Genomic DNA, 25,518 nt, shown 5'->3' with positions numbered 1-25,518 from the left:
TGTGATATAATTAATAAATAAAAAACAATATTGAGGAGCATATAACATGTTAAAAGACTTCTTTATCGGATTGTCCCAAAACCAACTTTTGAATAGCGCAGCAAAAAAATACGGGTTGAAAATGGGGGCACAAAACGTTGTAGCAGGAACTAATGTAGCTGAAACAATTCAAAGTATTAAAGAACTTAATGCTCATGGGATTTCTTGTACGGTAGATAATCTCGGGGAATTTGTCTTTGAAAAAGAGGAAGCGCTTGCTGCAAAAAAACAAATCCTTGAAGTAATCGAAGCTATTCATGAACATGGGGTGGATGCTCACATTTCATTAAAACCATCTCAATTAGGTTTAGATATAGATATAGATTTCTGTTTGGAAAACCTAAAAGAAATCGTTGCTAAAGCGAAAAGTTACGAAATCTTTATCAACTTTGATATGGAAGATTATGCTCGTTTGCAGCCATCATTTGATCTCCTTGATGAATTATCGAAGGACTATGACAATATCGGAACGGTCATTCAAGCCTATTTCTTCCGTGCGGTAGAAGATATTCAAAAATATAAAAATTTCCGTTTACGTATTGTAAAAGGTGCGTATAAAGAGACTGAGCAATATGCGTATCAAGACAAAAAAGAAATCGATGAAAACTATATTCAATTGATTGAATGGCATTTATTAAATGGTAAATTCACATCAATCGCAACACATGATCATCATGTCATTAACCATGTGAAACAATTTGTGAAAGACAATGACATTTCGAATGATAAATTCGAGTTCCAAATGCTATACGGTTTCAGAAAGGACATGCAATTGCAATTAGCTAGCGAAGGCTATAATTTCTGTACATACGTTCCTTTTGGAAATGACTGGTATGGCTATTTCATGCGTCGCCTTGCTGAAAGACCACAAAACTTGAATCTTGTTGTTAAACAAGTATTCAATAAGAAAACAAATACAATTCTTGGATTGGCTGTCGGAGCCTTCGCTCTTGGAAGAGTTACCAAGAAGAAATAAGTGTCTATTAAAAAGGATGTAACATGGGGAATCACTCATGTTACATCCTTTTTTTTATAGCTTAAGAAACTATAAATTCACGCACTGTGGATAATCTAAAACATAGAGATTTCACGTCAAGACTCCAGCGCATAGAGGCTTGGGTCATAAGTCGGGCCTCCATAGGCTTAGAACGTCGCACAGCCAGCCCGTCTATATGCCTGTGACGGGCCTACAGGATGTAGGTGTCATACAGTGGCGCATTTAGGCAGCGTCATTTATAACATGCGCTTGCGCTTTTGTTCATTCACCCGACAGTCACGATTACTACGAAGTAAATAACCATTGCAATCAAGCCAATAGGAAGGCCAAAACGAGCCCATTCACTGCTATTAATATGAAGTTTTCCAGCAGCGATGATATTTGGGATATTTCCCGGTATTAACATGCCACCACTAATTAACAGTCCAAGTAAAAGAGCTTTAATTGTTGAATCATTCATAACGGGGCTGATTTCTGCCGCAGCTAATGTAGCATTATCGAGCACTGCTGAAATCATGTTAATCCAATATAATATGAGTGGGTTTAAATCCAAGAGGTATCTCTCGATAAATGGTTCGAAGCCTGCACCAAGCAGCGTTAGAGCCATTACGAACAAATACACTTTTATCCCACGAATAATGATATCCATATACGATTCAGTTCCTCGATTAACTTTCAAGTTGTTCAACTTATTTGATGGTTTGATAATAATTGCGGCTAATATTCCAAAAGAAATGACGCCTGGAATGATATCAGGGCCGATTAAACGTAACAAATAAAAAAAGTCAGCATCCAATTTACTTGTTGCAATTGTTGACAGGGGTTCCCCAATTGGTGTAAGTACAGCACCAAGACCAATTGAATAACATGCGATGATGACAAGTCGGATTTCCGATTTACGGTCTAGGCGCAAAACGCCTACAATTGCGACCAGTACAATAGCGGCAATAATTGCTGTAATGATACTTGAAAGGATTCCTAAAACGATTACGATAAGTGCTAAGAATAAGCGGAATGGAATTGCTTTGCTCATGCCACGTATACTTTTTTCAAATGGTTTTTGAAGCCAACGGAATAATAACCCGGCGAAAATAACGGCTAGGGTTATATGTAACGGATCCTTGATCGCTTTAACGATCAAAGCCGAGTCAAGCACTTGACTGACAAGTACCGCAGAAATCCCCATAATGAATAAAAACACTTCCAAGTTCCGTTCAACTAATTTTACTGTGAACGGCAATACTAATACTAGTATTAAGATGATTGATAAGCCGAGTAACATAATTAACCTCCTTTTTATTCTAATCTAAAAATAGGGTCAAGTTTATCTTATCATTGAAATAGAAATAGAAAAACAGTTAATTATATAAATACAATCAGCAGAATTAGTAGTTTCTACTGCTCTGAAATCAAATTGTGTGACCGGTTTGAGATGACGGATTCTCTTTTCTGAAGAAACAAGTTAAAAACAGTTGAAATCACATAATTTCAGAAGGTAAATACACAAAAAACCGCTTAGGTTATCTAAGCGGTTTGGTTTCTCGCTAAATTTAATTGAATTTAAATCTCCTCTCTTAAAAACTTCGTGAATTGCGTAATTAGCTTCTCTTTTTTTGTCATTAGCAATTAGAATAGCGCAAATCATGGGCATACAATTTCGCTCATTTTTTTTATTTTGCATCGTCGTCCTTTTCTAACCGTTTAACAATTCTTTCTAATAACTTATTGAGTGTCTCTACATCAGTATTCTGCGAGTTATTTTGTACTTGTTCTTTTTTTAAGTCGTCAATTTGACTCTGTAATTTATCAAGTTCTTGTTGCTGCTGAATGTCAGAAATCCTACTTTCTTCGATTGAAATAGCGCCACCAAGGGTTTGGAGGGCATCCCCAAATGTAGAGATTGCTGAACCCCATAATGCAATTTTAGCACCTGTATCCGTTGAACTATCATTTTTTTTTGATCCGCCATTGAATAATGAGTCGTTTCTACTCAAAATCATCGCCCCTCGACCATATTAACTAACGAATATTTTCATTCTATTAGATACTATATGTTCATACTATTGAACAGGGAACTTACTGCTAAATAGCCATTGTTTAGTTGAACGCATGTTGTTGTTTTCTAGATTGAAAACTGATGATGAAAAAAACAGCCCCGTATACTCACGGGACTGCTTGTTTTATTTCAAGCGTGTTTAGCGTACGCCTTTCATAAATCGTTGGATAATCGGCGACACTGCGAATAAGAGGACACTTAATAGAATCGCTGTTCCACCGATGATTCCGAAATACATCATTTCAGTTTCAGGTTTATATAATTTGACGATCTGCGCGTTAAGCGCTTGTGCAGCCGCGTTCGACAGGAACCATAGACTCATCGTCTGCGCAGAGAACGCTGCAGGCGCAAGTTTTGTCGTTGCCGACAAACCTACCGGAGATAAGCACAGTTCCCCTAAGACGACGACAAAGATGCTTAGGATGAGCCAGAGTGGGTTCACAAGAGCATCTGTACCGCCGAAATAGCCGGGCAGTAAAATAATGATGAATGATAAACCGGCAAACAGAAGACCTAGCGAGAACTTCTGCGGAATATTAGGTTGTCGATCACCAAGTTTCACCCATAGCCATGCAAAAACCGGAGCCATTGTAATGATGAACAATGGATTAAATGATTGGAAAAAGGCCGGTGAAATTTGGTAGCCGAAAATATTAAGATTTGTTCGTGTATCTGCATAGACTGCAAGTATTGTTGAACCTTGCTCAGCAATTGCCCAAAAGACAACAGACGCTAGGAAGAGTGGAATGAAAGCAATAATTCGTGACCGTTCCACATCATTCGTTTTTGGACTTCTATACATAACAACAAAATAAACCGTTGGAATAAGGAAGCCAAGGATCCCGACAATTACAATGAATGATTCAAAAGTCAACCAGCCGCGAGGGATGGCAATCGCAACTAGAATCGCAATTGTTACAGCGGCAATTGCGAAAATTGAGAATACTTTTTTCTTCTCAGTTGGTTGCAGTGGATTTTGAACTTGCGTACCTGCAAGACCTAGATTTTTCTTTTTCGTCAAGACGAACACTAATAATCCGAAAAACATCCCAACTGCAGCAACACCAAATCCTAAATGGAAACTTGTTTTCATTAAACCTCCGACGATAAGTGGTGAGATGAAAGCACCCATGTTAATCCCCATGTAGAAGATGCTGAATCCTGCATCACGACGGTTGTCGTTTTCAGGGTAAATGTCACCAACGACACTAGAGACGTTTGGTTTTAGTAACCCTGTCCCAATTACGATGAGAATCATCGAAACGAAGAACAGTGAAATGTTACCAGGAATAGCAAGCGCAATATGACCTAGCATAATAAATATTCCGCCATAGAAAATTGCTTTTGATGTACCGAATACTCGGTCAGCTAGCCATCCGCCGATAATACCTGACATGTAGACCAGGGAACCATAAATAGAGACGATGGACAAAGCAATTGTTTTATCTAATCCAAGCCCGCCACTAGATACTTCGTAGTACATATAGTACACAAGGATTGCTCTCATACCATAGTATGAGAAACGTTCCCAGAACTCTGTGAAGAATAATGTGAACAAACCTTTAGGGTGCCCGAAGAATCCTTTTTGCGGGACGCTCTCCACGATCTGTTTCTTAGTTAACTGTGACATGATGATGCCTCCTTCATATTTCACTATAATACAATCAATCGTTTTCAATTGTCAAAAATAATTATTGGAAACGCTTCTATTTCCAATAACGTTGATATTGCGACATTTCTGGTTGGAGGGAATATTCATAATCTATAAAATAGATATTCTGATAAAAACAATTAGTTATATTATTAAAATTAAATAGTTTACTATACATGCGCACACGGTAGCTTTCATAGAGTGAAACAAGATTAAATACAAAGTGAAGAAGGGATGTCGGAAAAAAAGAGTGACTGGTCAAGGACGACCAAGTACATAGGGCGTCTTATAATTTTTAATAGACGAAAAGAGTATTGATTCACCTTTTAAGCAGTTACTCAACTGCCGACTAATTAGTCTAGGAGGAGAAATGGTGGAAATCTATGATGTCGTCTTAATTCCACTTATCATTGGAATTGTGTCTTTGTTAAAGATGTATGGCATGCCAAGGCGGTTATTGCCTATCATGGCTCTCATCTTCGGTGTTGTAGGGGGCATAATTTACATTTATCCTGCAGATATTAAAGCTGGTGTACTCGTCGGTTTGATGATGGGCTTATCTGCAAGCGGATTGTATTCTGGAGGTAGAACGGTGATTGAGAAAACGGAATAGAGATAACATGAAAACCCCCCTTAGGTAATGGAGACTTAAGGGGGGAAATGTATAAATAGTTATTTCTTCACATCTGTTGATCAACCATTTATTTGAATAAAAACCTAGTGAAAAATGAAAAAACATAGATAAAGTTTCAGCCGCCAAAGTTGCATCTTTGGCGGCTCTTATTCAGATAAGAAGCACCACTATTCTTTCGTCACAAAAAGCATCTGCACCTAGTGCACTTAGACATTTGGAGCGCAATGGATGAATATGCCCCATACGCATCCTTACATATCCAGACATCATGGAAATCCTATAGAAGTCATTCAATCCAAACATACTAAAAGCAACTATATAAGCAGTGTCTAGTTGCTTTTAGTATGTTTTTTACTGGATATTTTTAGTTAATCGACAGACGTGTTATTTTTCATCTAGTAAAAGTGCCATTTTCAATAATACTGCATCGTGAAAAATTGAAGGATTATAGCCACTTAGTTCTTCTATCTTCCGTAGCCGGTATGTCAATGTATGACGGTGAATTTCTAAGGTTGTGGCCGCTATCGTGTTGTTCTGATTGCAAGAAAAGTAGACGGATAGTGAATGCTTCAATTGTGCATTCAACCCATTCAATACCCTATTGGAAAACTGGGTTGTTTCAGTAGATGAGGTGTTTCTTTTCAGCAGAGCCAATAATTCGACGTCTTCAAAGTAGATAAGATGTTGTGTTGGTTTTGCAAATTGAAGTGCATTTTTAGCAGTAGTATAGGAATAGCGAATTTCATCTAAAGAATTGACGGTATAGCCAACACCGATTCTCACAAAAGTGTCTTTCTGCAAAGTAGGTAGTAATGTAGAAATCTTCCTCTTCAGATTAGTTCCCGTCATTCCGCTTATTAATATAAATACTTCATTCAACTGCGAATGCCCAATGAGAACGGTATTTTTTTCAAATTGATCTTCCAACTTTTCAATAATTCTTTGTGAGGAAGGTAGGAAATTTTCAAATTCAATTAATAGTGTTGAGTACGGGCTTATTGTGCTAAATTCCAAAAGGGAAAGCCTCTCTTTAACAATCAGTGAAAGTGGTTCACCACTCACTAATTCTTCGAATATAAGTTCCTTCAGCTTTCGTTTCCATTCTGCGCGTGAAGTGATGAGTGATTGGTGAACCATCATTTCAGTTGTTAACTGTACAAGTGTTGCAATCTCTCGGAGTTCCGCAGGGTTACCGGTTATCCCAATGACACCAACCAATTGTTGCTGGAAATGAATCGGCATGTTAACACCTGGTTTTGTGCCGTACCATTCCGCTATGTTATCGTCCGTTATCCACAAAACTTCCTCCGTTTTTGCTACATATGCTGCACCCTCATGTATTTTATTGATTCGTATTTCTTCTCCAGAAGCTAAAATCATTCCATTTGTATCCATGACATTCAAATTACGGTTTAATCGAATCATGGTTTGCTCAACAATTTCATCAGCAAGTTGCTTTGTTAACATATTCTATCCCCCGTGTATAAATTCTCTGCAAGTATTCTGAATGATTCTATACACTTAGTATAATGTATTTTCAGAATCTTACCACTATACTCTATGTAAGCGCTTTAGTTAAGGAGAGATATTTATGAAAGTTGTCGTGGCACCAGATTCATTTAAAGGTAGTTTGACCGCCGTTCAAGCGGCACAAGCGATGGCAGCAGGCATACGCGATGCTGACCCCTCAATCGAGACGGTAATGCTTCCTGCGGCTGATGGTGGGGAGGGGACAATGGACAGCTTGGTTGGAGCTACTGGTGGGAAGACAGTATCTGTCATTGTGCAAGATCCGCTTGGCCGGAAAATTGAGGCGAGTTATGGCATCTTAGGCGATGAAGAAGTATGTGTTATTGAAATCGCGGAAGCTTCTGGGTTAATGCTTTTGCAGGAAAATGAACGAAATCCACTAATTACATCTACGTATGGCACCGGTGAGTTAATTGTTCATGCGCTTGACGCGGGCTTACGTAATTTTATTATCGGGCTTGGTGGCAGTGCAACGAACGACGGTGGTGTTGGCATGTTGCAGGCGTTCGGAATGAGCTTTGCTGATGATGAAGGAATGGAACTGGCGAGGGGTGGAGGCTCACTCGGAGACCTCCATACAATCGACATGCTTCACTTTGATAAACGAATTTCAGAAAGCAACTTCCTCATAGCTTGTGATGTAGAAAATCCAATTGTCGGGATTGATGGCGCTTCTGCTGTTTTTGGTCCTCAAAAAGGAGCTTCCCCGGCAGTCGTAGATATCCTCGATAGAAATTTAACAAAGTTAGCCAATGTAGTAGAACAACTAACTGGTATTTCTCTCCACGAAAAAAAAGGATCTGGTGCGGCTGGAGGTGCAGGAGGTGCTTTTCAAGCTTTCTTTCCCGGCGAAATGAAACAAGGTATTCAAGTCGTGTTAGATGCAATTTCGTTTGATGAATATGTAATGGATGCCGACCTAGTTATTACAGGTGAAGGCAAAACGGATAGTCAGACGTTATCGGGTAAAACACCATTTGGCGTTGCTAAAGTAGCGCAGAAGAAAGGGAAGCCTGTCATTCTCATTTCAGGTGCATTGGATGAAGAAAGCAGAAATCTATTGGTGTCGATGTATAGCGAACTTCATGCAATTGCGGACGGAACGGTTTCATCAAAAGAGTCTATTGAACATGCAAGTCATTATTTAAGAGCAAAAACGAAGAAGGTAATGGAAGATTACTTGACTACAAAATAAAAGGGGTGTAGGGATGTTATTTTGGGTTATTACTCTTGGTGTTGTCCTCATTGTTTTATTGACGGCTGTTTTAAAAGTTCATCCATTCTTGTCTTTGTTACTTGGCGCATTCTTTGTTGGAATCGCTTCTGGCATGCCGTTATTAACAGTCGTAGAAAGCGTTAATGACGGTTTTGGCGGATTGATGAGGTCGATTGGAATTGTCATTGTTGCCGGAACAATCATTGGTGTTATTTTAGAGAAATCTGGTGCGGCGTATCGTATGGCGGAAGTCGTTTTACGGTTGATTGGTGAAAAGCGCCCTCAACTGGCTATGTCACTTATTGGGTTTATTGTGTCAATTCCAGTATTTTGTGATTCAGGATTCATTATATTATCAAGTTTGAAAAAAGCACTTGCAAAACGGGCGAAAGTTGGGATTGCATCAATGTCAGTTGCACTTGCAACCGGTTTGTATGCGACACATACATTAGTGCCACCAACACCGGGACCAATTGCTGCAGCGGGTAATATCGGTGCGGAAAATTATTTAGGGACCATTATTCTAATTGGACTTTTAGTTGCGATTCCAGCGGTTATCGTTGGTTATTTATGGGCAGTTAAAGTCGCCTCTAAAATCGAAGTGCCAGAAGATACAGAGGAAGGCGGGCTGAATTACGAAGAAATTGTGAAGTCGTTTGGAGAAATGCCTACTACTTTTAAGTCGTTCCTTCCGATTGTCCTGCCTATTATTTTGATTGGAACCGGATCAATAGCAGCTCTTACTGGTGAAGACACAGGTATGATCAACTTTCTACGATTTTTAGGAGCACCATCTGTTGCGCTGTTATTCGGGGTATTAGCAGCATTTCTTTTACTCCCTAAATTTAATGAAGAAACCTTATCAGGCTGGATTGGTGAAGCGCTGAAACAAGCAGCTCCTATTCTACTCATTACGGGAGCGGGAGGAGCATTCGGGAAAGTTATTTCAAATTCAGGTGTTGCAGATCTAATCGCAAATATGAAAATGGACGCGTTAGCTGGTGGTGCATTGTTCCTGCTTATTCCTTTTATCATCGCAGCGGCATTGAAAACGGCCCAAGGTTCTTCAACTGCTTCACTTGTCATCACGTCAACATTAATAGCACCACTGTTGCCTTCATTAGGCATTGAAGGAGCTATTCCATTGGCGCTTGTTGTCATGGCGATAGGGGCCGGAGCGATGACTGTCAGCCATGTGAACGACAGTTTCTTCTGGGTTGTCACCGAATTCAGTGGTATGACAGTGACAGATGCGTATAAGGCGCAAACGATGGCAACGCTGTTACAGGGCGTAACAACGATTGTAGTTACGATGTTGCTATGGATTGTTCTTGTATAACTGTTATAGGTTGAATTACGTATGTGAACTCAGGTAAGCAGCCCCTAAGCGCTTTTCATTGGAATCATTATCTAGTAAGGTGAAAAAAGTCTGTTTTGATAGTCTGCATCAGGCAATCAAGACAGATTTTTTTGCATGTTTCATTTAATAAAACTAATTATTCATAAAAGTGTATACTTTGTGGTGACAGAAGATTCCAGACGGTATATACTATATTAAAATGATGAGGTGATTTGGATGAATATACCATTGGTGTTGCCGCAATTCCTCGATCGGGCAGTTGCTTTATATGGGAAGAAAGATGCGGTACGTTGTGAAGGTCGTGTTTTTACATATGCTGAACTGAATGAAAGAGTCAATCAGCTGTCTCGTGGTCTGCGTGATTTAGGCATTCAAAAAGAAGACCATGTCGCCTATTTAGCAGGGAATTCGCTAGAAATGCTGGAAGGATTCTATGGTGTTTTTCAAGTAGGCGCCGTCATGGTACCGCTAAATATACGATTGAAACCTGAAGACTATCTATTTATCTTGAATCATAGCGAATCTAAGGTGCTTTTTGTAGATCAAGATCTTTATGCATTAATTAAACCTGTGATAGATCAATTTAAAACAGTTAAGCATATTATTGTTCATTATAAAGATCATGAAACACTAGAAACGGGCTATGACGACTGGCTGGCTAGTTATTCTTCTGCTTCATTTGATCGCGCTGAACTGTCTGAAAATGATGTCTGTAGCTTGCTTTATACGAGTGGAACAACGGGTGATCCAAAAGGGGTCATGTTGACGCATCGTAATAATTATCTACATGCGCTTAGTACGATGCACCATTTGAGGGTCACTGACTCGGATGTCTATTTGCACGTGCTTCCAATGTTCCATGTCAATGGCTGGGGCTCTCCTTTTTACTACACTGCAAATGGTGCAACACATATTTGCTCAAGAAAATCGACACCTGAATCCATTTTTAGAGCACTACAAGAATATAAAGTATCCATTTTGCATATGGCACCAACCGTATTAAATGCATTGCTACTGTATCATGATCAGTATCATCCGGTCATCACTCAAGACATTCGCGTGGTGATTGCAGGATCTGCGCCGCCTCCTGCATTCATCGTCAGAGTTGAAGAAGAGCTAGGCTGGGAGTTCATACAAGTATATGGCATGACGGAATCTTCACCCCTTAGCCTGATTTCAACGATTCGCTCGCATTTGACAGGTTTGTCAAAAGACCAACAGACCGAATTGAAAGCGAAAGCAGGTTACTCAATGATTGGAAGCGATGTTAGGATCCTCGATGAGCACGGGGATGAAGTTGTCCAGGATGGCAAACAGGTAGGGGAAGTGGCAGTGCTTAGCCACGGCATAATGAAGGGGTACTGGAAAAATGATCGAGCAACTGAACAAGCGTTGCAAAACGGCCGGCTTCTGACAGGAGACATGGGGACCATTGATGAAAATGGCTACATCAATATTGTCGACCGGAAAAAAGACGTCATTATTAGTGGCGGGGAAAATATATCATCAATTGAAGTAGAAGGCGTATTATATGGACATCCGGCAGTTCTCGAAGCAGCTGTTATCGCTGTTCCGCATGAGAGGTGGGGAGAAACCCCACACGCTTATATCGTACTACGCGAAAACTTGACCGCTACCGAACAAGAAATCATCATTTACTGCAAAGAAAGATTAGCCCACTTCAAAGCCGTAACAGGTATCACTTTTGTCGATGAACTACCAAAAACAGCATCCGGTAAAATTCAAAAGGTCCAAATTCGGGATGCTTACTGGGAAGCAAAAGGTATAACGGGTCGCATAGTGAATTAATGAATGACATATAAGCTTGGGCGTGCACAAGAGGAATCCCCCTCTTTATGCACGCTCAAGCTTATTTACTTTTCCTTCTCATAACAAGAAGGGATAGTCCGAAAAACAACAACGTTGTACCAATGAGATACATAATACTAAATAACAGGGTAGTTTTTTTTCCGTTAATGTCGTATAACATGCCCATATCGATTTCGAATGCTTGTTTCATAGTGACTGGAGCTGTAGAAAAGGCCTCTAGAAGGGGCGCCTCCATTATTAATTGCCGAAACAGGGCAGCTGAATGGGAGACCGGGAAAAGCTTGACAACTGCTTGGATGTAATCAGGTAGGCCACCAATCGGAATATAGATGCCAGCTAAAAATCCAAGAAGTGTTCCAATGACCGTGCTTGCTGCGGCAAATGCATTTGACGTTTTGAAAAAGGAAACCAAAAGAAGCACCATCGATCCGCTTGCCAATACGGATAAGATAATTACGCCGCCTGCCGCTATCATTTTACCGACCGACAGTACCCCTTCTCCAGAAACGAAGAGAAATACATTTGAAGCAAGGAGTGTGATCATACACATGATGAATCCTACAACCAACGCACTGATGATATAGCCACCCACCAACCTCGATCTTGAAATAGGAGAAGAGTAAAAATCCATATATTTTTTATTTGCGCGATCTTCAACCAGGATGCCAAATGAAGCAAGTGTTGTCGTCATTGAGGTTACCGCTAGGATTCCAGCGATGAACCAGGTAGTGAGGACTGCCTTTTTTGCGGGGAAGTCCGGAAGCCCTTTGGCGGTCATTTCACCTAAGAATAAAACGTACAGCCCGATTAAAATAATGACGGCTAGAAGCGAGAAAAAGACAGTGGTTTTATCCCGAAAGTACAATAAGATATTCCGTTTAGCGAATGCTATCATCCTGATTCACGACCTTTCCATTGATAGCAATAAAGACATCATCCAAACTGGATTTCTTTACTTCAAAAGATGAGATGAAGGAAGTGAATTTCGCTAAAATTGGTATCGCATCCGTCGTATGGCTAAGGCGGATGTGAAAAAGCGACTTTTCTTCATCGAAATCCAAACCATCTAACATGAGCAAGCTACGCAGTTCATCTGCCCATTCCGTAGAAATCGTCAGTAAATCCGTTGAATAGTCATTTTTCAACTGTTCGGGCGTGCCTTTTGCAACGATGCTACCATCTTTCATAACAACGACATAATCCGAGTTCGCTGCTTCTTCAATGTAATGTGTAGTTAGAAAAACAGTCATGCCTGTTTCTTTTTGTAGTTGGAGTATGGTTGCCCAAATGCTTTTCCGACTTTGCGGATCAAGACCTGTTGTCGGTTCATCCAATATTAAAATGTTAGGTTTATGAATAAGGGCGCGCGCGATATCCACTCGTCGTCGTTGTCCACCCGATAATTTCCCGTAAGGTCGATTCGAAATAGAGTGTATATCCACGATATCTATAACTCGATTAATTGCAATGCTACGCTCTTGCCTCGTCATTCCGTAAAAAGATCCCCGAATCGCTAAATTCTCTTTGACGGTCAATAAAGGATCAAGTAAGCTCTCTTGAAATACAACTCCGATTTCTCGGCGAATGGCTCGGTCGTTTTTGCCCACAGTATAACCATTTACAATAACAAAACCACTGTCTTGCTGCAGGAGTGTCAAGAGAATTGAAATGGTCGTCGACTTTCCAGCGCCATTCGTTCCTAAAAAAGAAAAGAGAGCACCTTTTTCTACATAGAAACTGATATCGTTTACAGCTGTGATATTCCCAAATGATTTCGATAATCCATTTACTTCAATTATGTTAGTCAATAGAAGCACCCCTTTTTTTACCAGCAATGGCCGCGTTAATTTGTGTAGCACTCATTTGATTACCCATAAATGTAACGACAATGACAACGATATAAGTCAATATCCCAGTCGTGATAATGAACGGAGTATCATACCAAGTGAATGGGAAAACTTTGAAAACTGCACCTGCAACAAGAAGTACAATGATGACATCTAGTAATTCAATTAATCTTAGGATCAGCGGATGTTGGATGGGTAACTGATGCGTAATGAAAATCAAACAGATAATGCTAATTGAAATAAACAGCATATGAACAATCATTGCTTCATCCATTGGCGGAAAGACTTTTAACCAACTAAAAAGAAGATAAAATAGACTACTGAATGTGAATGAAATACAGCTTGCCGAAATGTAGTGCTTGACTAGGTCCATATGATTTCCTCCTCACGTTAAAAACTTTTCTTTAAAAGCTTTGACGTAATGTCTATTCACAATTACTTTTTCACCGTTCATCAAAGATGCTTCAAACTTACCGTTGAATAAAGCCCTGACGCTGTCAATCAGCACTGTATTGACAATTAAGTTTTTACTAACTCTAATAAAATGTGTTCCTGTCAGCACTTGTTCAATCTCGTATAGCTTTAAGTCACTTTCATAAACGTCTTTTTCACTGTAAAGAAACGAACGATTATCAATTGATTCGATGTAATACACGTTATCAACGAAAAGGGAATATGTCCGCCCATCTCTTGTTCCCGTTAAAGTTCTGTGTAGTTGGTTAATCTGCTTAATTAACCGTTCAAGCACATTGTCAATTTGTGGGCAGTTAATAGTGATTTCAACTTCGTCATAGTTCTTGGATTCATTAACTGTCAAACGAATGATCATCACATCCTTTCGCAGAATTCTTATGAATAGAATCGTACCATTTTGTGGAATTCGGAACAATAATTCTCGCGTAACATGCATATTTCAACTAATAAGATACATGCGATAGTACAATACTCTTTTAAAAAGTAAGGTAAATCGGCTATGATAGGATGAGGTACATATTAGAAATGGAAGTGTTGTTATGAGTCAATTGATTATCGAAAACCTCACGAAGACTGTTGGGGAGAAAACATTGTTTAAAAATATAGCGTTTACGGTCATAAGCGGAGAAAAAGTCGGTCTGCTCGGCATCAATGGAACAGGCAAATCGACTTTATTATCAATCATTGCAGGGGTCGAACAAGCTGATTCGATTTCGGCCGAACATCCGAATAGATACCGCATTGTTTATTTACCACAAGAGCCAGCAATTGACCCGGAACTTACAGTGATGGAAACGGTGTTCGAGAGTGACGCACCGATTATCAAGGTCAACTTGGAGTATGAGTACGCACTTCAAGCACTTTCGGCAGATCCGGAATCTACACTAAATCAGGAACAATATTCAAAGTTCCAAATCCAGATGGACGATCTATCTGGTTGGGATATTAACTCAAAAGCAAGAACTATTTTGTCGAAACTTGGTATCGAAACGTTCGATAAGAAGATGGGCGAGCTTTCAGGCGGACAGAAAAAACGGGTAACACTTGCTAAAGTATTGATTGAGCCTGCCGACCTTTTGCTACTCGATGAACCGACAAACCATCTCGACGTCGATTCAATTATGTGGCTGTCGGATTACTTGAAAAATGAACAAGGAGCTGTCATCTTTGTTACCCATGACCGCTACTTTTTGGACGAGTTATCCACCAATATCTATGAACTTGCAGATAAAACGTTATATTCACATACAGGTAACTACGGGAATTATCTTGAATCGAAAGCCATTCGCGCGGAGATGGCTGCATCGACGGACGATAAACTCCGAAATCGCTATCGTTCAGAACTGAAATGGATTAGACGAGGCGCGAAAGCGAGATCGACAAAGCAAAAAGCACGAATTGACCGCTTCGATGACCTATCGGAGAAAGTCAAAAAAGATGACACGGGTGGAGAAATGGAAGTCGCGCTTAAGTCGACACGCCTTGGTAAGAAAGTGATTGAAGCAGTCGGCATCTCTAAGTCGTTCGACGGAAGAAAAATCATTGATAATTTCTCAAGTATCCTTCAATCAGGTGATCGGATCGCGGTTGTCGGACCTAACGGGGCAGGAAAAACGACATTATTAAATATGTTTTCTGGAGCAAGTGAACCGGACAGCGGAATCATTGACAAAGGAACGACGGTTAAAATTGCTCATTTCCAACAACACGCGCCACTTATGGATGAGAAAAAGCGGATTATCGAATACATTCGTGATACGTCGAATGATATCGAAGGCGCTGATGGTGTACGAATTTCAGCTTCGCAAATGTTGGAACGGTTTTTATTCCCCACACAAGCACACGGGACACCCATCGGTAAATTATCAGGTGGCGAACGAAAAAGACTTTATCTATTGAAACTGCTAATGGAACAACCAAACGTCATGCTGTTGGATGAACCGACGAATGACCTCGACCTTGAGACTCTTTCTGTACTGGAAACGTTCATCGATACATTCCCAGGCGTTGTCATCACAATCTCGCATGACCGTTTCTTCCTAGATCGAACGTCAACAAAACTATGGGTAATGGATGGATCAGGGGATGTCGACACATGGTTTGGTATCTATTCTGACTTCCTCGAAACCTATGTGCCTAAAGAAAAAGTGGTACATGAGCCAATCGTTGAGGTAGAAACGCCAGTTCAGCAGGAACCAAAAAAGAAAATGACGTACGCTGAAAAGAAAGAGTACGAAACAATTGAATCAGCTATCGAAAATGTAGAGAAGTCAATCGAAGCAACGGAGGCAGAAATGGCATCCACTGGCTCAGATTACGATAAACTAAGAGAACTGACGGCAACACTTGACGAACTGAATGGTAAATACGAAACACTCATTGAACGTTGGTCTTTTTTACAAGAATTAAATAAGTCCTAACGAAAGGGGCAAATAAACATGAAAATCGTAACCATTGAACCAACACCAAGTCCTAACTCCATGAAAATCGTGCTCGATACAGAATTACCAAAAGGGACGAGCCATAATTATAAAAAAAATGATGCAGAAACAGCGTCCTATCCAGCTTCAGCTTTATTGAACATTAATGGCGTAAAAGGAATCTATCACGTCATGAACTTCATGGCGGTCGAGCGAATTGGTAATGTCGCATGGGAATCAATTCTTGCAGACGTCCAGGCTGTTTTCAATGAAGAGAAAAGTGAGCAGACGGAATCCGTAGAAGAAATCGACGACAGTTACGGGGAAGTATACGTACACGTTCAAACTTACAAGGACATCCCTCTTCAAGTGAAAGTGTTCGATAGCGAATCCGAAGAACGGTTCGGACTAAGTGAACGCTTTGTGCAAGCGATGGAAAAGGTTCATGGTCGTGAAGTGGAGAACTATATATTATTGCGTAAATGGGCAGATTATGGAATCCGTTACGGAGAAAAAGCTGAAATCGGTGAAACGGTTATTCTAGAGATAGAGGCGGCGTATCCAGAAGAACGTTTGCTAGCTATTATCCGTCAGGCGAATGAAGGACAAAGTGAAAGTATCCAGCGCGGAAGAAAAATTTCGCTAGAGGAGTTCTCAGTGGACCAATGGGAAACTAGATTCCAACTGCTGGATCAAATCCCTGACCCAGACATGTCGGATGCACCACTTCTTGAACAGGCTCTGGACGATGAAAAGATGTCAATTAGACGTCTCGCAACGGTCTATCTTGGTATGATTGAAGACGACGCGGTCATTCCGTATGTTGAAAAAGCACTTAAAGATAAAAGTTGGGCCGTGCGTCGGACGGCGGGAGACTGCATGAGCGACCTTGGTTTCGAAGGGTTCGAACAGGTAGCAATCGAAACATTGAATGATAAAAATAAACTGGTTCGCTGGCGTGCGGCTATGTTTTTATACGAAACAGGAACTGACAAGGCTTTGCCTGCTTTGAAAGAGGCTGAAAACGATCCGGAGTTTGAAGTTAAACTCCAAATCCGTATGGCAATTGAACGAATTGCTGAAGGCGAAGATGCCAAAGGTTCTGTTTGGAAACAAATGACAGAGGCGCGTACGGCTTCAAAAGAGTAATGTGACGACTGCATTTACCAATATGTTAAACGTTAGTGGATGTGAAAACTTGCATTCTGCTAACGTTTTTTCTAAAGAACAAAAGCGCTTGAGTCTGGACTTGAAATCTCTATGTTGCAGCTTATCCACAGTACGTGATTTTATAGTTTCCTAAGCTATCAAAAATAGGAGGAAGACATATGAAGCTGTTGAAGATCCTTTTCCTTATCGTATTAATTATTGGCGGAGCTGGGTATGGGATCTATTATGTCGGAACCAATATCGCTTCCGATAAAGTACTGAACGTTGTAACTGCTGAATTAGAAAATAGCGGACAGTTAAACGAAATTAAACAACTGGTAGCAAATGACCCTGAATTAATGCGTTTCATTGAAGAAGGTGCAAATGTTGAAAAAAGTAATCTTCCTTTTACAACAAAAGAGCAGGCAACAAGAGTATTAATTAAAAAAATCGGTTACAGTGAACTTCAAGCTATTCAATCTAACGCCCAAAAGGGAATGTCGAATGAGGAAATACAAGAGCTGTTAAAAAATATTGAAGGAAAGCTCACAGATGAAGAAATTCTAGCATTAAAGGTTATCGCTTATAAAGAATTCCTTAAATAATGCTGATTTCATTGATTAATTAGTGGGGATGGTTTGAAACTAAATCATCCTTCTTTACTATATGGCGTTTTGGTAATATAGTAGAATACTTGTGATTCATCTGTAGAGATTTCATCACATACATAGGGAGTTTTTTCAATCATAGAAAGGTCGTTATTGAACATGGGACCACTTAAAGGAAATAAACGAATACGGTTTGCATTACTTCTAGGAACACTGGCAGCGATGGGTCCATTAACAATAGATATGTATTTACCTTCATTCCCTACAATTGTAAGTGCTTTTGGCACCACTGCTACCTATGTACAGGTGAGTTTAACTGCCTGCTTACTAGGTATCGGGTTAGGTCAACTTATTCTTGGACCAATGAGTGATGTCCACGGACGGAAAAAGCCGTTGCTTATTGCACTTATTGCCTATTTCATCGCATCAATTTTATGTGTATTTTCCCCGAATATCGGGTTCTTCATTGCAGCACGTTTCTTGCAGGGCTTTGCCGCGGCTGCGGGTATCGTTATTTCAAGGGCTGTCGTCCGAGATTTATATAGCGGACGAGAATTGACGAAGTTTTTCGCTTTACTCATGCTGATTAATAACTTGGCGCCAATCCTCGCACCAGTTCTTGGAGGAGGTATTCTTGCGTTTACTGAGTGGACTGGTGTATTCGCTGTTTTAAGCGCAATCGGCTTTTTGCTATTTGTCATTGTCCTATGGAGAATGGATGAAACATTGCCGGAACAAATGCGCGTTCCAAGTAACCTCTCTCATACATTAAAAAACTTTCTGTCGCTGCTGAAAAATAAACAGTTCATGGGGTATGCACTTGCGCAAGGTTTCATCATGGCCGGCATTTTTGCTTATGTCGCCGGGACACCCTTCGTTTATCAAAATATATATGGAGTCTCACCACAGAAATTCAGCTTATTATTCGGTATGAATGGATTTGGACTAATTATTGGGACCCAGGTAGTAGGACGCTTAACGGGTGTTGTCTCAGAAAAACGTTTTTTGGAATCGGGTTTATTTATCTCTATAACTTCAGGTACACTGCTATTGATTGCAGTTTTAATGAATGGACCACTTATTACAATCGTTGTACCTATCTTCTTTTTCGTCGCTTCGATTGGTATCATTTCGACATCCTCCTTTTCACTCGCGATGGAAAAGCAAGGGCATATTGCGGGTAGTGCATCGGCATTACTTGGATTACTGCCATTCATATTAGGCGCAATCACGGCACCACTTGTTGGAATAGCAGGCGAAGAGACCGCAATTCCGATGGGAGCTATTATCTTCGCTTCAAGTTTAATTGCAGTCCTCGCGTATTTTGGACTTTCAAGAGTCAAAGTTGAACAAAACTAACTATATATAATGAACAAATGAATACCTATATAATCTAAGCGAAGGCGCTTTTCAAGGGCTAGTCGCAGAGAATTCAATGGGGTTCTTTCTTTCAACAAATATAACAGCCGCCCGCTCAAATTGAGTAGGCGGCTGTTTCTATTACCTGGTGATTGTACACACTGCATTACTCGACCTGAATATAATGGCTATATCGGTTGAATAGAAGCGTTAGGAGAGAGGGCAGTGAAAGAAGTCATCATTGCGTTAGTCAGTTCTTCAATTACAATCATTATCACAAGTTTTTTTAACTATCATTTTCAGCTAATGAAAGAGATACGAAACGAAGCGGTAAAATATAAAACAGAAATCTTGAAAAATGTTTATACCCCTGTATTAAAATTACTCGTAGCAGCTACTGTGCCTGGTGACGGATATGACGGGATTACAAAAGAATCTTTTTTTGAAATTGAAGACGTTATAAAAAGGAACTATGAACTAGTTGATCCTGATTTAGATTCGATTATTTGGGCCATTAAAAAGGACATCAGGTGGGAACACTACGAAGATAGTTTAACGTTATTTGATAAAAATAAACGATTATTACGACACGTCGAACTAAATTTCAACTTTTATAGGAAGCAATTAGGTTTGCCATTTGACAAAAATAAACTCAAAAAGTCTTGAGTATTAACTAACTATATAGTCGGCACTTAATAAATGGGATGTTATTTCAACGCGGTTTAGTCGATTGGTGAGAGCCTCAAGCAATAAGTCCACCAGAAGGTCACTCGAGAGGAATTGAACTAGCATCCCTCCTAGGTTTTATTACTCCGGCTCCTTCCGGACGCGGTGATAGTAGGCTGCCTTTCATTCGTGTCGCTCCTTCGCTAGATTTGTTCGTTATACTGATGGGGGACACTAGCGTTGCATTGAATCCAAAATGATGAATATAGTAACTAACTTTACATCATTGCTGGATTAAAATAATTAATAAATGGAAGAGACCCCTATTGATTTGTTACGGAACCTTTATTTGTTATTAACAATAAATAGGTATCTTTGCATTATGCATAAAAATCGCCCTCTCTAAAATGGTATTTACATTGCTATCATTTTTACAGAAGCGTCGATTTTTTTGTTTTTTTCACATTTGACTTTAGGATTATTTAATAACTACCCCTTTATAATGTGAATAGACAGAATGAGAAAGGGGTTATACCGTGTTTCTGAAAATACTAAAAAAGGACTTGAAGCGTAAAAAGGCTATGAATACCGTGCTCTTTATTCTAATTACTTTGGCATCAACACTTATTGCTACTAGTACCAATTTAATGGTCTCCACAACAACGGCTGTAGATAATTTTATTAGAACAAGTCAGGTCGCTGATCTCAATATTATGATCTCTAACACACCAGAGAACGACAAAAAGATTGAAGAGTGGATGAGTAGTCAGAATTCTATTGGTTCTTACTACTCTGATGTTCAAATTGGTGTTTCTTCGAAAGCCTTCACCGTTCCAAGTGGGAGTAAGGAACTATCAGGAAATATTAGTATTTTCTTGACGACCCTACCTGTAGATGTAAATTATGTTTTTGGGCAAAATGATGAACGATTTAAAGTGGAAGAGGGAGAAATAGGATTACCGATTAACATTAAGAATACGACGGGGATTAAACTTGGAGATCAGCTCACAATTGATGTTGAAGGGTTATCTAAAACCTTTATAGTGAAAGAATTTTTTAAAGATGCGCTTCTGGGATCTGATCTAATTGGCCTAAAAAGACTTATAATTTCGCAGCATGATTATGATGAAATAAAGCAAAGTTTGCCCGAGGAAACTTGGATTAAGTTATGGAGTATTGTCAAAAGCCCAGAAGAAAGTGAAACTGATCTTTCAATAGAATTTTCAAAGTCGGATATTCTAAGCATTATGGAAATTGACAAAGCGCTTGTGGAACTGTCATTTATGACGGATCGTATTATGTCAGCTATCTTATTTATTGTTAGCTTATTTTTGGTCTTTATTTCTTTTTTGACCTTACGATTCACTATTTTTTCCACGATACAGGATGATTACAAGGAAATCGGTGTTATGAAAGCAATTGGCTTTACGAATGCCAGTATTAGAAGACTGTATCTTACTAAGTATTTTGGATTATCTGCCGTGGGTGGTGTAATCGGTTTAGCAATAAGCCTTCCTCTCACGGTAATTATGTCACGAAGAGTATCGGAATATGTAATTGTGCCCGTTGGCAGTACCAGCTTGGTTGTCGCTGCATTAAGCACAGTTGCTATTGTAGCTGTTACATTATTATTTTGCTCGATGTGTGTTCGTAAAATAAATAAGGCTTCTCCGGTTGACGCAATTAGACAGGGAAATAACGGGGAGCGTTTTAAGGCATCCAGAAAAACGTCTCTTCATAAAAGTAAATTTCTTCATACTGCCTTGTTCTTAGCGATTAGTGATGTGCTAAATCAGATGAAAGGATATTCCACATTAATTCTTACATTTGTATTAAGCACTGTGATTATTCTTATTCCAATCAATTTAGCCAACACAATACTAGCGCCGAATTTTATTAGTTATTTTGGAACAACCCAGGCTGATTTTTACCCAGCAACAGAGACATCCGAGGGCTCGATGTCTAAGGTTCAGAACGAGATGGATTTGTTAGAACAAGAGTTTCGTGACAAGAACTTCGACGTCACAATCTCGGCTGATTATTATTTCAACACCAAACATATTCCCGATAATGGCGAGGGTGGCAGGCGTATTATTGGTACGAAAAACGAGTCTAAGATAATACAGTATGACTACTTGGACGGAGTGGCTCCGAAGCTTGAGAATGAAATTGCGATAACAGGCATTATGTCAGAAAAATACAACAAAGTCATTGGGGATTCAATTGTTTTTGATATCGAAGGAAAAAAACAGGCCTTCCTAATTTCTGGAACTCTTCAAACGATTACCAATGAAGGGTATATGGTTCGATTATCAGATGCTTTTAAGCCTGTACATGTAGCAGCTTATCAATTTACGGGAAATATAAATGCTCCCGCTGATGAAAAACCGCTAATTATGGAAAATATGAAAAAACAGTTAGGTCACCTCACTATCAAAAGTTCCATGGATATGATGGGCGATTTGACTGGAGGGTTTATGGGCCAACTTAAGATGATTATTGTCTTAATTATTGCGATTATGAGTCTCATAATATTCTTTATTACGAGTCTTTTTGTTAGGCTTTTAATTACCAAAGAAGTGCAAGGGATTGCAATTATGAAAAGTCTTGGTTTTACGAATGGGCAAGTAAAACTATGGCAAAGTTTGCGTATTCTAATTCTGCTTGTTGCATCCATTGTATTGGGTCTATTTATTGCGAATGTATTTGGAGAAAAACTAGGAGGCGTGTTGTTTAGTTTATTCGGTTTAACGAAGTTCGACATGAATATTGTAGCCTTACAAGTTTATGTATGGTATCCACTGTTGATCGTAATTGTTGTCTTATTAGCGGTTTACTCTAGTTGCGGACAAATCAAAAAAATACAAGTGTGGAACATGAATGAGGAATAATCAAACGAGCGGGAGGAATCTAGTCATGCGTGCAGTATTAACTGTTGAGAACTTATGCAAAACTTACATCGTGAACAAACAACAAAATAATGTGTTAAGAAATATTAACTTCACCTTGCAGGAGGGAGAGTTTGTTTCAATTATGGGGCCATCTGGTTCAGGGAAATCTACATTGCTGTACACTGTCAGTGGTATGGATCGCTTAACAGCTGGCGAGGTCATTTTTGACGGAATAAGTCTTTCAAAGCTCTCAGAGAAACAGATGGCTGAGATAAGGCTGCATAAGATGGGGTTTATCTTTCAGCAAATTAATATGCTGAAAAATCTGTCTATTTATGATAATATTATTCTATCGGGCTATCAAGCTTTGAAGAGTAATGGGAGTAAACGCAGTCGTAGCGATGTGAATGCTGATGCAGATAAGCTTATGAAGAGGCTTGGTATTATTAAATTAGCTAGCCATGACATCACCGAGGTTTCAGGTGGACAATTACAACGAGCATGTATATGCCGGTCGCTGATTAACAAGCCGAAAATGTTATTTGCAGATGAGCCTACTGGGGCACTGAATTCTAAGGCAGCAAAGGAAGTTATGGCCGAGCTTTGTCAGATTAATGGAGACGGCACAACGATTATGATTGTCACTCATGATGTGAAGGTAGCCGCACAAAGTGATAAGGTATTTTATATGGTAGATGGTAATATTCAAGGTGAATTGAAATTAGATAAATTTAGCTATGAAAAGAGTGTAAGGGAACGAGAAAGAAGATTGAACAATTGGCTGATGGAAATGGGCTGGTAAGCCTTCCGTTGTTGCTAGTCAGAGAGGTGTAGAACAGTGGTAGATATTTTAATCATTGAAGATAATATGGAGCTTTCTACGATTCTTTCAGATTTCTTGTTAGATGAGGGATACAGCGTATTTGTTGCGCCCAGTGGAGAAGAAGGGCTTCAATATCTTGCGGAATATCCGGTGAAACTATTGTTGTTAGACATCATGCTTCCAGAGCTTGACGGGTTTGCGGTTTGTAGGATAACTAGAGAAAGATATAATCTTCCAATCATTATTATGAGTGCCAGACATGGGGATGATAATAAGATTATTGGTCTAGAACTCGGGGCAGATGATTACTTGGAAAAGCCCTTCTCAGTAAATTTGTTAACCGCAAAAGTAAGGTCGCATCTTCGTCGCAGCTATCATATGTTTGACAACAAACAATTGCTTTCTGCAGGTGACCTTACCATAAATAGAGATTCGATGAAGGTGTATCTCAAAGATGAATTGGTTGTGATGACATCCAAGGAATATGATTTATTGGTGCTATTGATGATGAATAAAGGTAAAGCCCTCCGCAAAGAGTGGTTGTTTGATGCAGTATGGGGCATTGATAGCTTTAGTGAACTTTCTACTCTCACTGTTCATATTAGTAAACTTCGCGAGAAAATTGAGACGAACCCCAAAGAACCAAGAAGAATTCTAACCGTATGGGGAATTGGATACAAGTATGAAGCAATTTAATCGTCTAATTGTATGGGTTGTTGTCATTGGAATCGGGCTTGTGACCGTTTTTTCCTTTGCTGTCTTTTATGGTGGAGGTACTGAGGCGAACAAGGGCTATGTGATTGAAGCGAATCGCATAGCCAACCAGATGAACAATGGTGTATTGCTAAATGATATTGAGATTGATCAAGCTAACTATATCCAGGATTTTGATTGGATGTCGGGAAATGCAGAGCCAAAACAGATTGAACAATTTTTTAACGGTGCAGATGTTAGAAATGGAGCAGGTTTTATGATCAAGCCCATTTATGACAGACAACAATTAGCAGGGTATCTGCGGATAATCTATCCTGTTCAGAATTCGAATATGTCACTAATCATGACCGTAGATAGTATTCTACTAATTGCTTTAACTGCTGTTCTGTTGATGCTGTTATATGTAAGAAGACAAATTATTAAGCCATTTCATGCTATAGAGAAAATGCCACTTGAATTATCAAAGGGACATTTACATCAAGGTATAAAAGAGAGTAAAAGTAGGTTCTTCGGAAAATTTATTTGGGGACTTGATTTGCTCAGAGAGAAATTGGAGTCGCAAAAGCAGACCAATTTACGACTTGAAAAGGATAGACAAACACTGATTGCATCCATCTCACACGAACTTAAAACACCGGTTTCTGCCATTAAGCTATATGCGGTTGCCTTATATGAAGACCTTTATGAAAGTGACAAGAAACGTAAGGAATGCGCCAAACTCATTGAGCGAAATGCTGAAAAGATTGAAAAGCTGATTGGTGAAATTATCACCACTTCAACATCCTCCTTAAGTGATTTTGAGATTCAAACGAGAGAATTTTATTTAAGCGAGTGGATTGAAAAGGTAACGTATAGTAATAAAGAAAAACTTGCTCTGCTTAAAATTAATTTTGAGATAGAGCCAGCTCGAGACAAGCTCTTGGTAGGGGACCCGGATAGACTTGTAGAGGTATTCGATAACATTATTGAAAATGCGATTAAATACGGAGACGGTAATTATATTAAAGTATCGTTCTATGAAGAAGACTATCGACAATTAATCCGAATTGAGAATTCGGGTGCATCCATTTCGCAAAATGAGCTGCCTCATATGTTTTTAAGCTTTTGGCGGGGCTCAAATGTAGGCGACAAGCCAGGCAACGGGTTGGGATTATATATAGGCAAACAGCTACTTAAGAAAATGGAAGGCGACATTTTTGCCGAAACTAAGGACAATGTCGTAGCTATTGTATTGGTTGTTAGGTTGTGATGTTA

At 39.5% G+C, this 25,518-nt stretch carries 22 protein-coding genes; 14 read left to right on the top strand and 8 right to left on the bottom strand.

All coding sequences use genetic code 11. From position 1 onward, the window contains the following. Window positions 1-46 precede the first annotated feature (46 nt). The gene (locus tag I2484_RS06585; protein WP_207150239.1) at window positions 47-1,015 is read left to right on the top strand and encodes a proline dehydrogenase family protein; all 969 of its coding nucleotides are present in this window, start codon (window positions 47-49) and stop codon (window positions 1,013-1,015) included. A gap of 286 nt (window positions 1,016-1,301) precedes the next feature. Here I2484_RS06585 and I2484_RS06580 read toward each other — a convergent pair whose 3' ends face one another. From I2484_RS06580 to I2484_RS06570, 3 genes are all read right to left on the bottom strand, one after another. Then, window positions 1,302-2,318, bottom strand: coding sequence for a DUF1646 family protein (locus tag I2484_RS06580; RefSeq protein WP_207150238.1), 1,017 nt, complete (start codon window positions 2,316-2,318; stop codon window positions 1,302-1,304). 388 nt (window positions 2,319-2,706) lie between these two features. Continuing rightward, window positions 2,707-3,030: a hypothetical protein gene (locus I2484_RS06575; protein WP_207150237.1), complete on the bottom strand. Its 324-nt coding sequence runs from the start codon at window positions 3,028-3,030 to the stop codon at window positions 2,707-2,709. A gap of 201 nt (window positions 3,031-3,231) precedes the next feature. Further along, window positions 3,232-4,722, bottom strand: a complete 1,491-nt coding sequence (locus tag I2484_RS06570) for a peptide MFS transporter (RefSeq protein ID WP_207150236.1) — start codon at window positions 4,720-4,722, stop codon at window positions 3,232-3,234. Between the two features lie 391 nt (window positions 4,723-5,113). On the opposite strand from I2484_RS06570, the gene I2484_RS06565 reads away from it, so the two are divergent. Next, window positions 5,114-5,356, top strand: a complete 243-nt coding sequence (locus tag I2484_RS06565) for a hypothetical protein (protein ID WP_207150235.1) — start codon at window positions 5,114-5,116, stop codon at window positions 5,354-5,356. 405 nt (window positions 5,357-5,761) lie between these two features. Here the strand turns inward: I2484_RS06565 and I2484_RS06560 are convergent, their stop codons facing one another. Continuing rightward, on the bottom strand, window positions 5,762-6,844 hold the full coding sequence (locus I2484_RS06560) for a CdaR family transcriptional regulator (RefSeq protein ID WP_207150234.1): 1,083 nt from the start codon (window positions 6,842-6,844) through the stop codon (window positions 5,762-5,764). Window positions 6,845-6,968: 124 nt separating this feature from the next. Here I2484_RS06560 and I2484_RS06555 point away from each other — a divergent pair, with 124 nt between their 5' ends. The 3 genes from I2484_RS06555 (at window position 6,969) to I2484_RS06545 (ending at window position 11,292) form a co-directional block, all read left to right on the top strand. Next, complete coding sequence (locus I2484_RS06555) at window positions 6,969-8,102, top strand: glycerate kinase (protein ID WP_207150233.1); 1,134 nt, start codon at window positions 6,969-6,971, stop codon at window positions 8,100-8,102. A gap of 13 nt (window positions 8,103-8,115) precedes the next feature. Next, a complete protein-coding gene (locus tag I2484_RS06550) occupies window positions 8,116-9,462 on the top strand; it encodes a GntP family permease (RefSeq protein ID WP_207150232.1) in 1,347 nt (448 codons plus the stop codon). A gap of 237 nt (window positions 9,463-9,699) precedes the next feature. Continuing rightward, the gene (locus I2484_RS06545) at window positions 9,700-11,292 is read left to right on the top strand and encodes a long-chain-fatty-acid--CoA ligase (RefSeq protein ID WP_207150231.1); all 1,593 of its coding nucleotides are present in this window, start codon (window positions 9,700-9,702) and stop codon (window positions 11,290-11,292) included. 61 nt (window positions 11,293-11,353) lie between these two features. On the opposite strand, the gene I2484_RS06540 is transcribed toward I2484_RS06545, so the two are convergent. The 4 genes from I2484_RS06540 to I2484_RS06525 are packed head-to-tail and all read right to left on the bottom strand — an operon-like array spanning window position 11,354 to window position 13,977. Beyond that, window positions 11,354-12,208: an ABC transporter permease gene (locus tag I2484_RS06540; RefSeq protein WP_207150230.1), complete on the bottom strand. Its 855-nt coding sequence runs from the start codon at window positions 12,206-12,208 to the stop codon at window positions 11,354-11,356. Next, window positions 12,192-13,121 carry an ABC transporter ATP-binding protein gene (locus I2484_RS06535; protein ID WP_207150229.1) on the bottom strand — a complete coding sequence of 310 codons (930 nt, stop codon included), beginning with the start codon at window positions 13,119-13,121 and terminating at the stop codon, window positions 12,192-12,194. Before I2484_RS06535 ends, I2484_RS06540 begins: the two co-directional genes overlap by 17 nt. After that, window positions 13,114-13,533: a hypothetical protein gene (locus tag I2484_RS06530; protein ID WP_207150228.1), complete on the bottom strand. Its 420-nt coding sequence runs from the start codon at window positions 13,531-13,533 to the stop codon at window positions 13,114-13,116. The genes I2484_RS06535 and I2484_RS06530 overlap by 8 nt, the downstream gene beginning before the upstream one ends. Before the next feature lie 12 nt (window positions 13,534-13,545). Further along, complete coding sequence (locus I2484_RS06525; protein WP_207150227.1) at window positions 13,546-13,977, bottom strand: LytTR family DNA-binding domain-containing protein; 432 nt, start codon at window positions 13,975-13,977, stop codon at window positions 13,546-13,548. 196 nt (window positions 13,978-14,173) lie between these two features. On the opposite strand from I2484_RS06525, the gene I2484_RS06520 reads away from it, so the two are divergent. The 9 genes from I2484_RS06520 to I2484_RS06480 all read left to right on the top strand — a co-directional run bounded on the left by I2484_RS06520 (window position 14,174) and on the right by I2484_RS06480 (window position 25,513). Then, entirely contained in the window at window positions 14,174-16,054 is a 1,881-nt protein-coding gene (locus I2484_RS06520; protein WP_207150226.1) for an ABC-F family ATP-binding cassette domain-containing protein, read from the top strand. 18 nt (window positions 16,055-16,072) lie between these two features. Further along, on the top strand, window positions 16,073-17,203 hold the full coding sequence (locus tag I2484_RS06515) for a conserved virulence factor C family protein (protein ID WP_207150225.1): 1,131 nt from the start codon (window positions 16,073-16,075) through the stop codon (window positions 17,201-17,203). A gap of 179 nt (window positions 17,204-17,382) precedes the next feature. After that, the gene (locus I2484_RS06510) at window positions 17,383-17,808 is read left to right on the top strand and encodes a hypothetical protein (RefSeq protein ID WP_207150224.1); all 426 of its coding nucleotides are present in this window, start codon (window positions 17,383-17,385) and stop codon (window positions 17,806-17,808) included. 162 nt (window positions 17,809-17,970) lie between these two features. Then, window positions 17,971-19,170 (top strand): Bcr/CflA family multidrug efflux MFS transporter, encoded by a 1,200-nt coding sequence (locus tag I2484_RS06505; protein ID WP_207150223.1) that lies wholly within the window; start codon window positions 17,971-17,973, stop codon window positions 19,168-19,170. Between the two features lie 225 nt (window positions 19,171-19,395). Further along, complete coding sequence (locus I2484_RS06500; RefSeq protein ID WP_207150222.1) at window positions 19,396-19,836, top strand: hypothetical protein; 441 nt, start codon at window positions 19,396-19,398, stop codon at window positions 19,834-19,836. A gap of 536 nt (window positions 19,837-20,372) precedes the next feature. After that, on the top strand, window positions 20,373-22,727 hold the full coding sequence (locus I2484_RS06495) for an FtsX-like permease family protein (RefSeq protein WP_207150221.1): 2,355 nt from the start codon (window positions 20,373-20,375) through the stop codon (window positions 22,725-22,727). 25 nt (window positions 22,728-22,752) lie between these two features. Then, entirely contained in the window at window positions 22,753-23,529 is a 777-nt protein-coding gene (locus tag I2484_RS06490; RefSeq protein WP_207150220.1) for an ABC transporter ATP-binding protein, read from the top strand. Between the two features lie 36 nt (window positions 23,530-23,565). Next, entirely contained in the window at window positions 23,566-24,246 is a 681-nt protein-coding gene (locus I2484_RS21810; protein ID WP_207150219.1) for a response regulator, read from the top strand. Then, window positions 24,233-25,513 (top strand): sensor histidine kinase, encoded by a 1,281-nt coding sequence (locus tag I2484_RS06480; RefSeq protein ID WP_207150218.1) that lies wholly within the window; start codon window positions 24,233-24,235, stop codon window positions 25,511-25,513. Before I2484_RS21810 ends, I2484_RS06480 begins: the two co-directional genes overlap by 14 nt. The last annotated feature ends 5 nt before the right edge of the window (window positions 25,514-25,518 follow it).

The sequence above is a fragment of the Sporosarcina sp. E16_8 genome (assembly GCF_017347095.1).
Lineage (GTDB): Bacteria > Bacillota > Bacilli > Bacillales_A > Planococcaceae > Sporosarcina.
This window is presented reverse-complemented; position numbering and strand designations above follow the sequence as displayed.

Coding starts and splice junctions, on each gene's coding strand:
- I2484_RS06520 (WP_207150226.1), top strand. CDS start 14,174: ATGAGTCAATTGATTATCGAAAACCTCACGAAGACTGTTGGGGAGAAA.
- I2484_RS06550 (WP_207150232.1), top strand. CDS start 8,116: ATGTTATTTTGGGTTATTACTCTTGGTGTTGTCCTCATTGTTTTATTG.
- I2484_RS06545 (WP_207150231.1), top strand. CDS start 9,700: ATGAATATACCATTGGTGTTGCCGCAATTCCTCGATCGGGCAGTTGCT.
- I2484_RS06555 (WP_207150233.1), top strand. CDS start 6,969: ATGAAAGTTGTCGTGGCACCAGATTCATTTAAAGGTAGTTTGACCGCC.
- I2484_RS06540 (WP_207150230.1), bottom strand. CDS start 12,208: ATGATAGCATTCGCTAAACGGAATATCTTATTGTACTTTCGGGATAAA.
- I2484_RS06565 (WP_207150235.1), top strand. CDS start 5,114: ATGGTGGAAATCTATGATGTCGTCTTAATTCCACTTATCATTGGAATT.
- I2484_RS06585 (WP_207150239.1), top strand. CDS start 47: ATGTTAAAAGACTTCTTTATCGGATTGTCCCAAAACCAACTTTTGAAT.
- I2484_RS06515 (WP_207150225.1), top strand. CDS start 16,073: ATGAAAATCGTAACCATTGAACCAACACCAAGTCCTAACTCCATGAAA.
- I2484_RS06480 (WP_207150218.1), top strand. CDS start 24,233: ATGAAGCAATTTAATCGTCTAATTGTATGGGTTGTTGTCATTGGAATC.
- I2484_RS06490 (WP_207150220.1), top strand. CDS start 22,753: ATGCGTGCAGTATTAACTGTTGAGAACTTATGCAAAACTTACATCGTG.
- I2484_RS06505 (WP_207150223.1), top strand. CDS start 17,971: ATGGGACCACTTAAAGGAAATAAACGAATACGGTTTGCATTACTTCTA.
- I2484_RS06530 (WP_207150228.1), bottom strand. CDS start 13,533: ATGGACCTAGTCAAGCACTACATTTCGGCAAGCTGTATTTCATTCACA.
- I2484_RS06510 (WP_207150224.1), top strand. CDS start 17,383: ATGAAGCTGTTGAAGATCCTTTTCCTTATCGTATTAATTATTGGCGGA.
- I2484_RS06560 (WP_207150234.1), bottom strand. CDS start 6,844: ATGTTAACAAAGCAACTTGCTGATGAAATTGTTGAGCAAACCATGATT.
- I2484_RS06570 (WP_207150236.1), bottom strand. CDS start 4,722: ATGTCACAGTTAACTAAGAAACAGATCGTGGAGAGCGTCCCGCAAAAA.
- I2484_RS06580 (WP_207150238.1), bottom strand. CDS start 2,318: ATGTTACTCGGCTTATCAATCATCTTAATACTAGTATTAGTATTGCCG.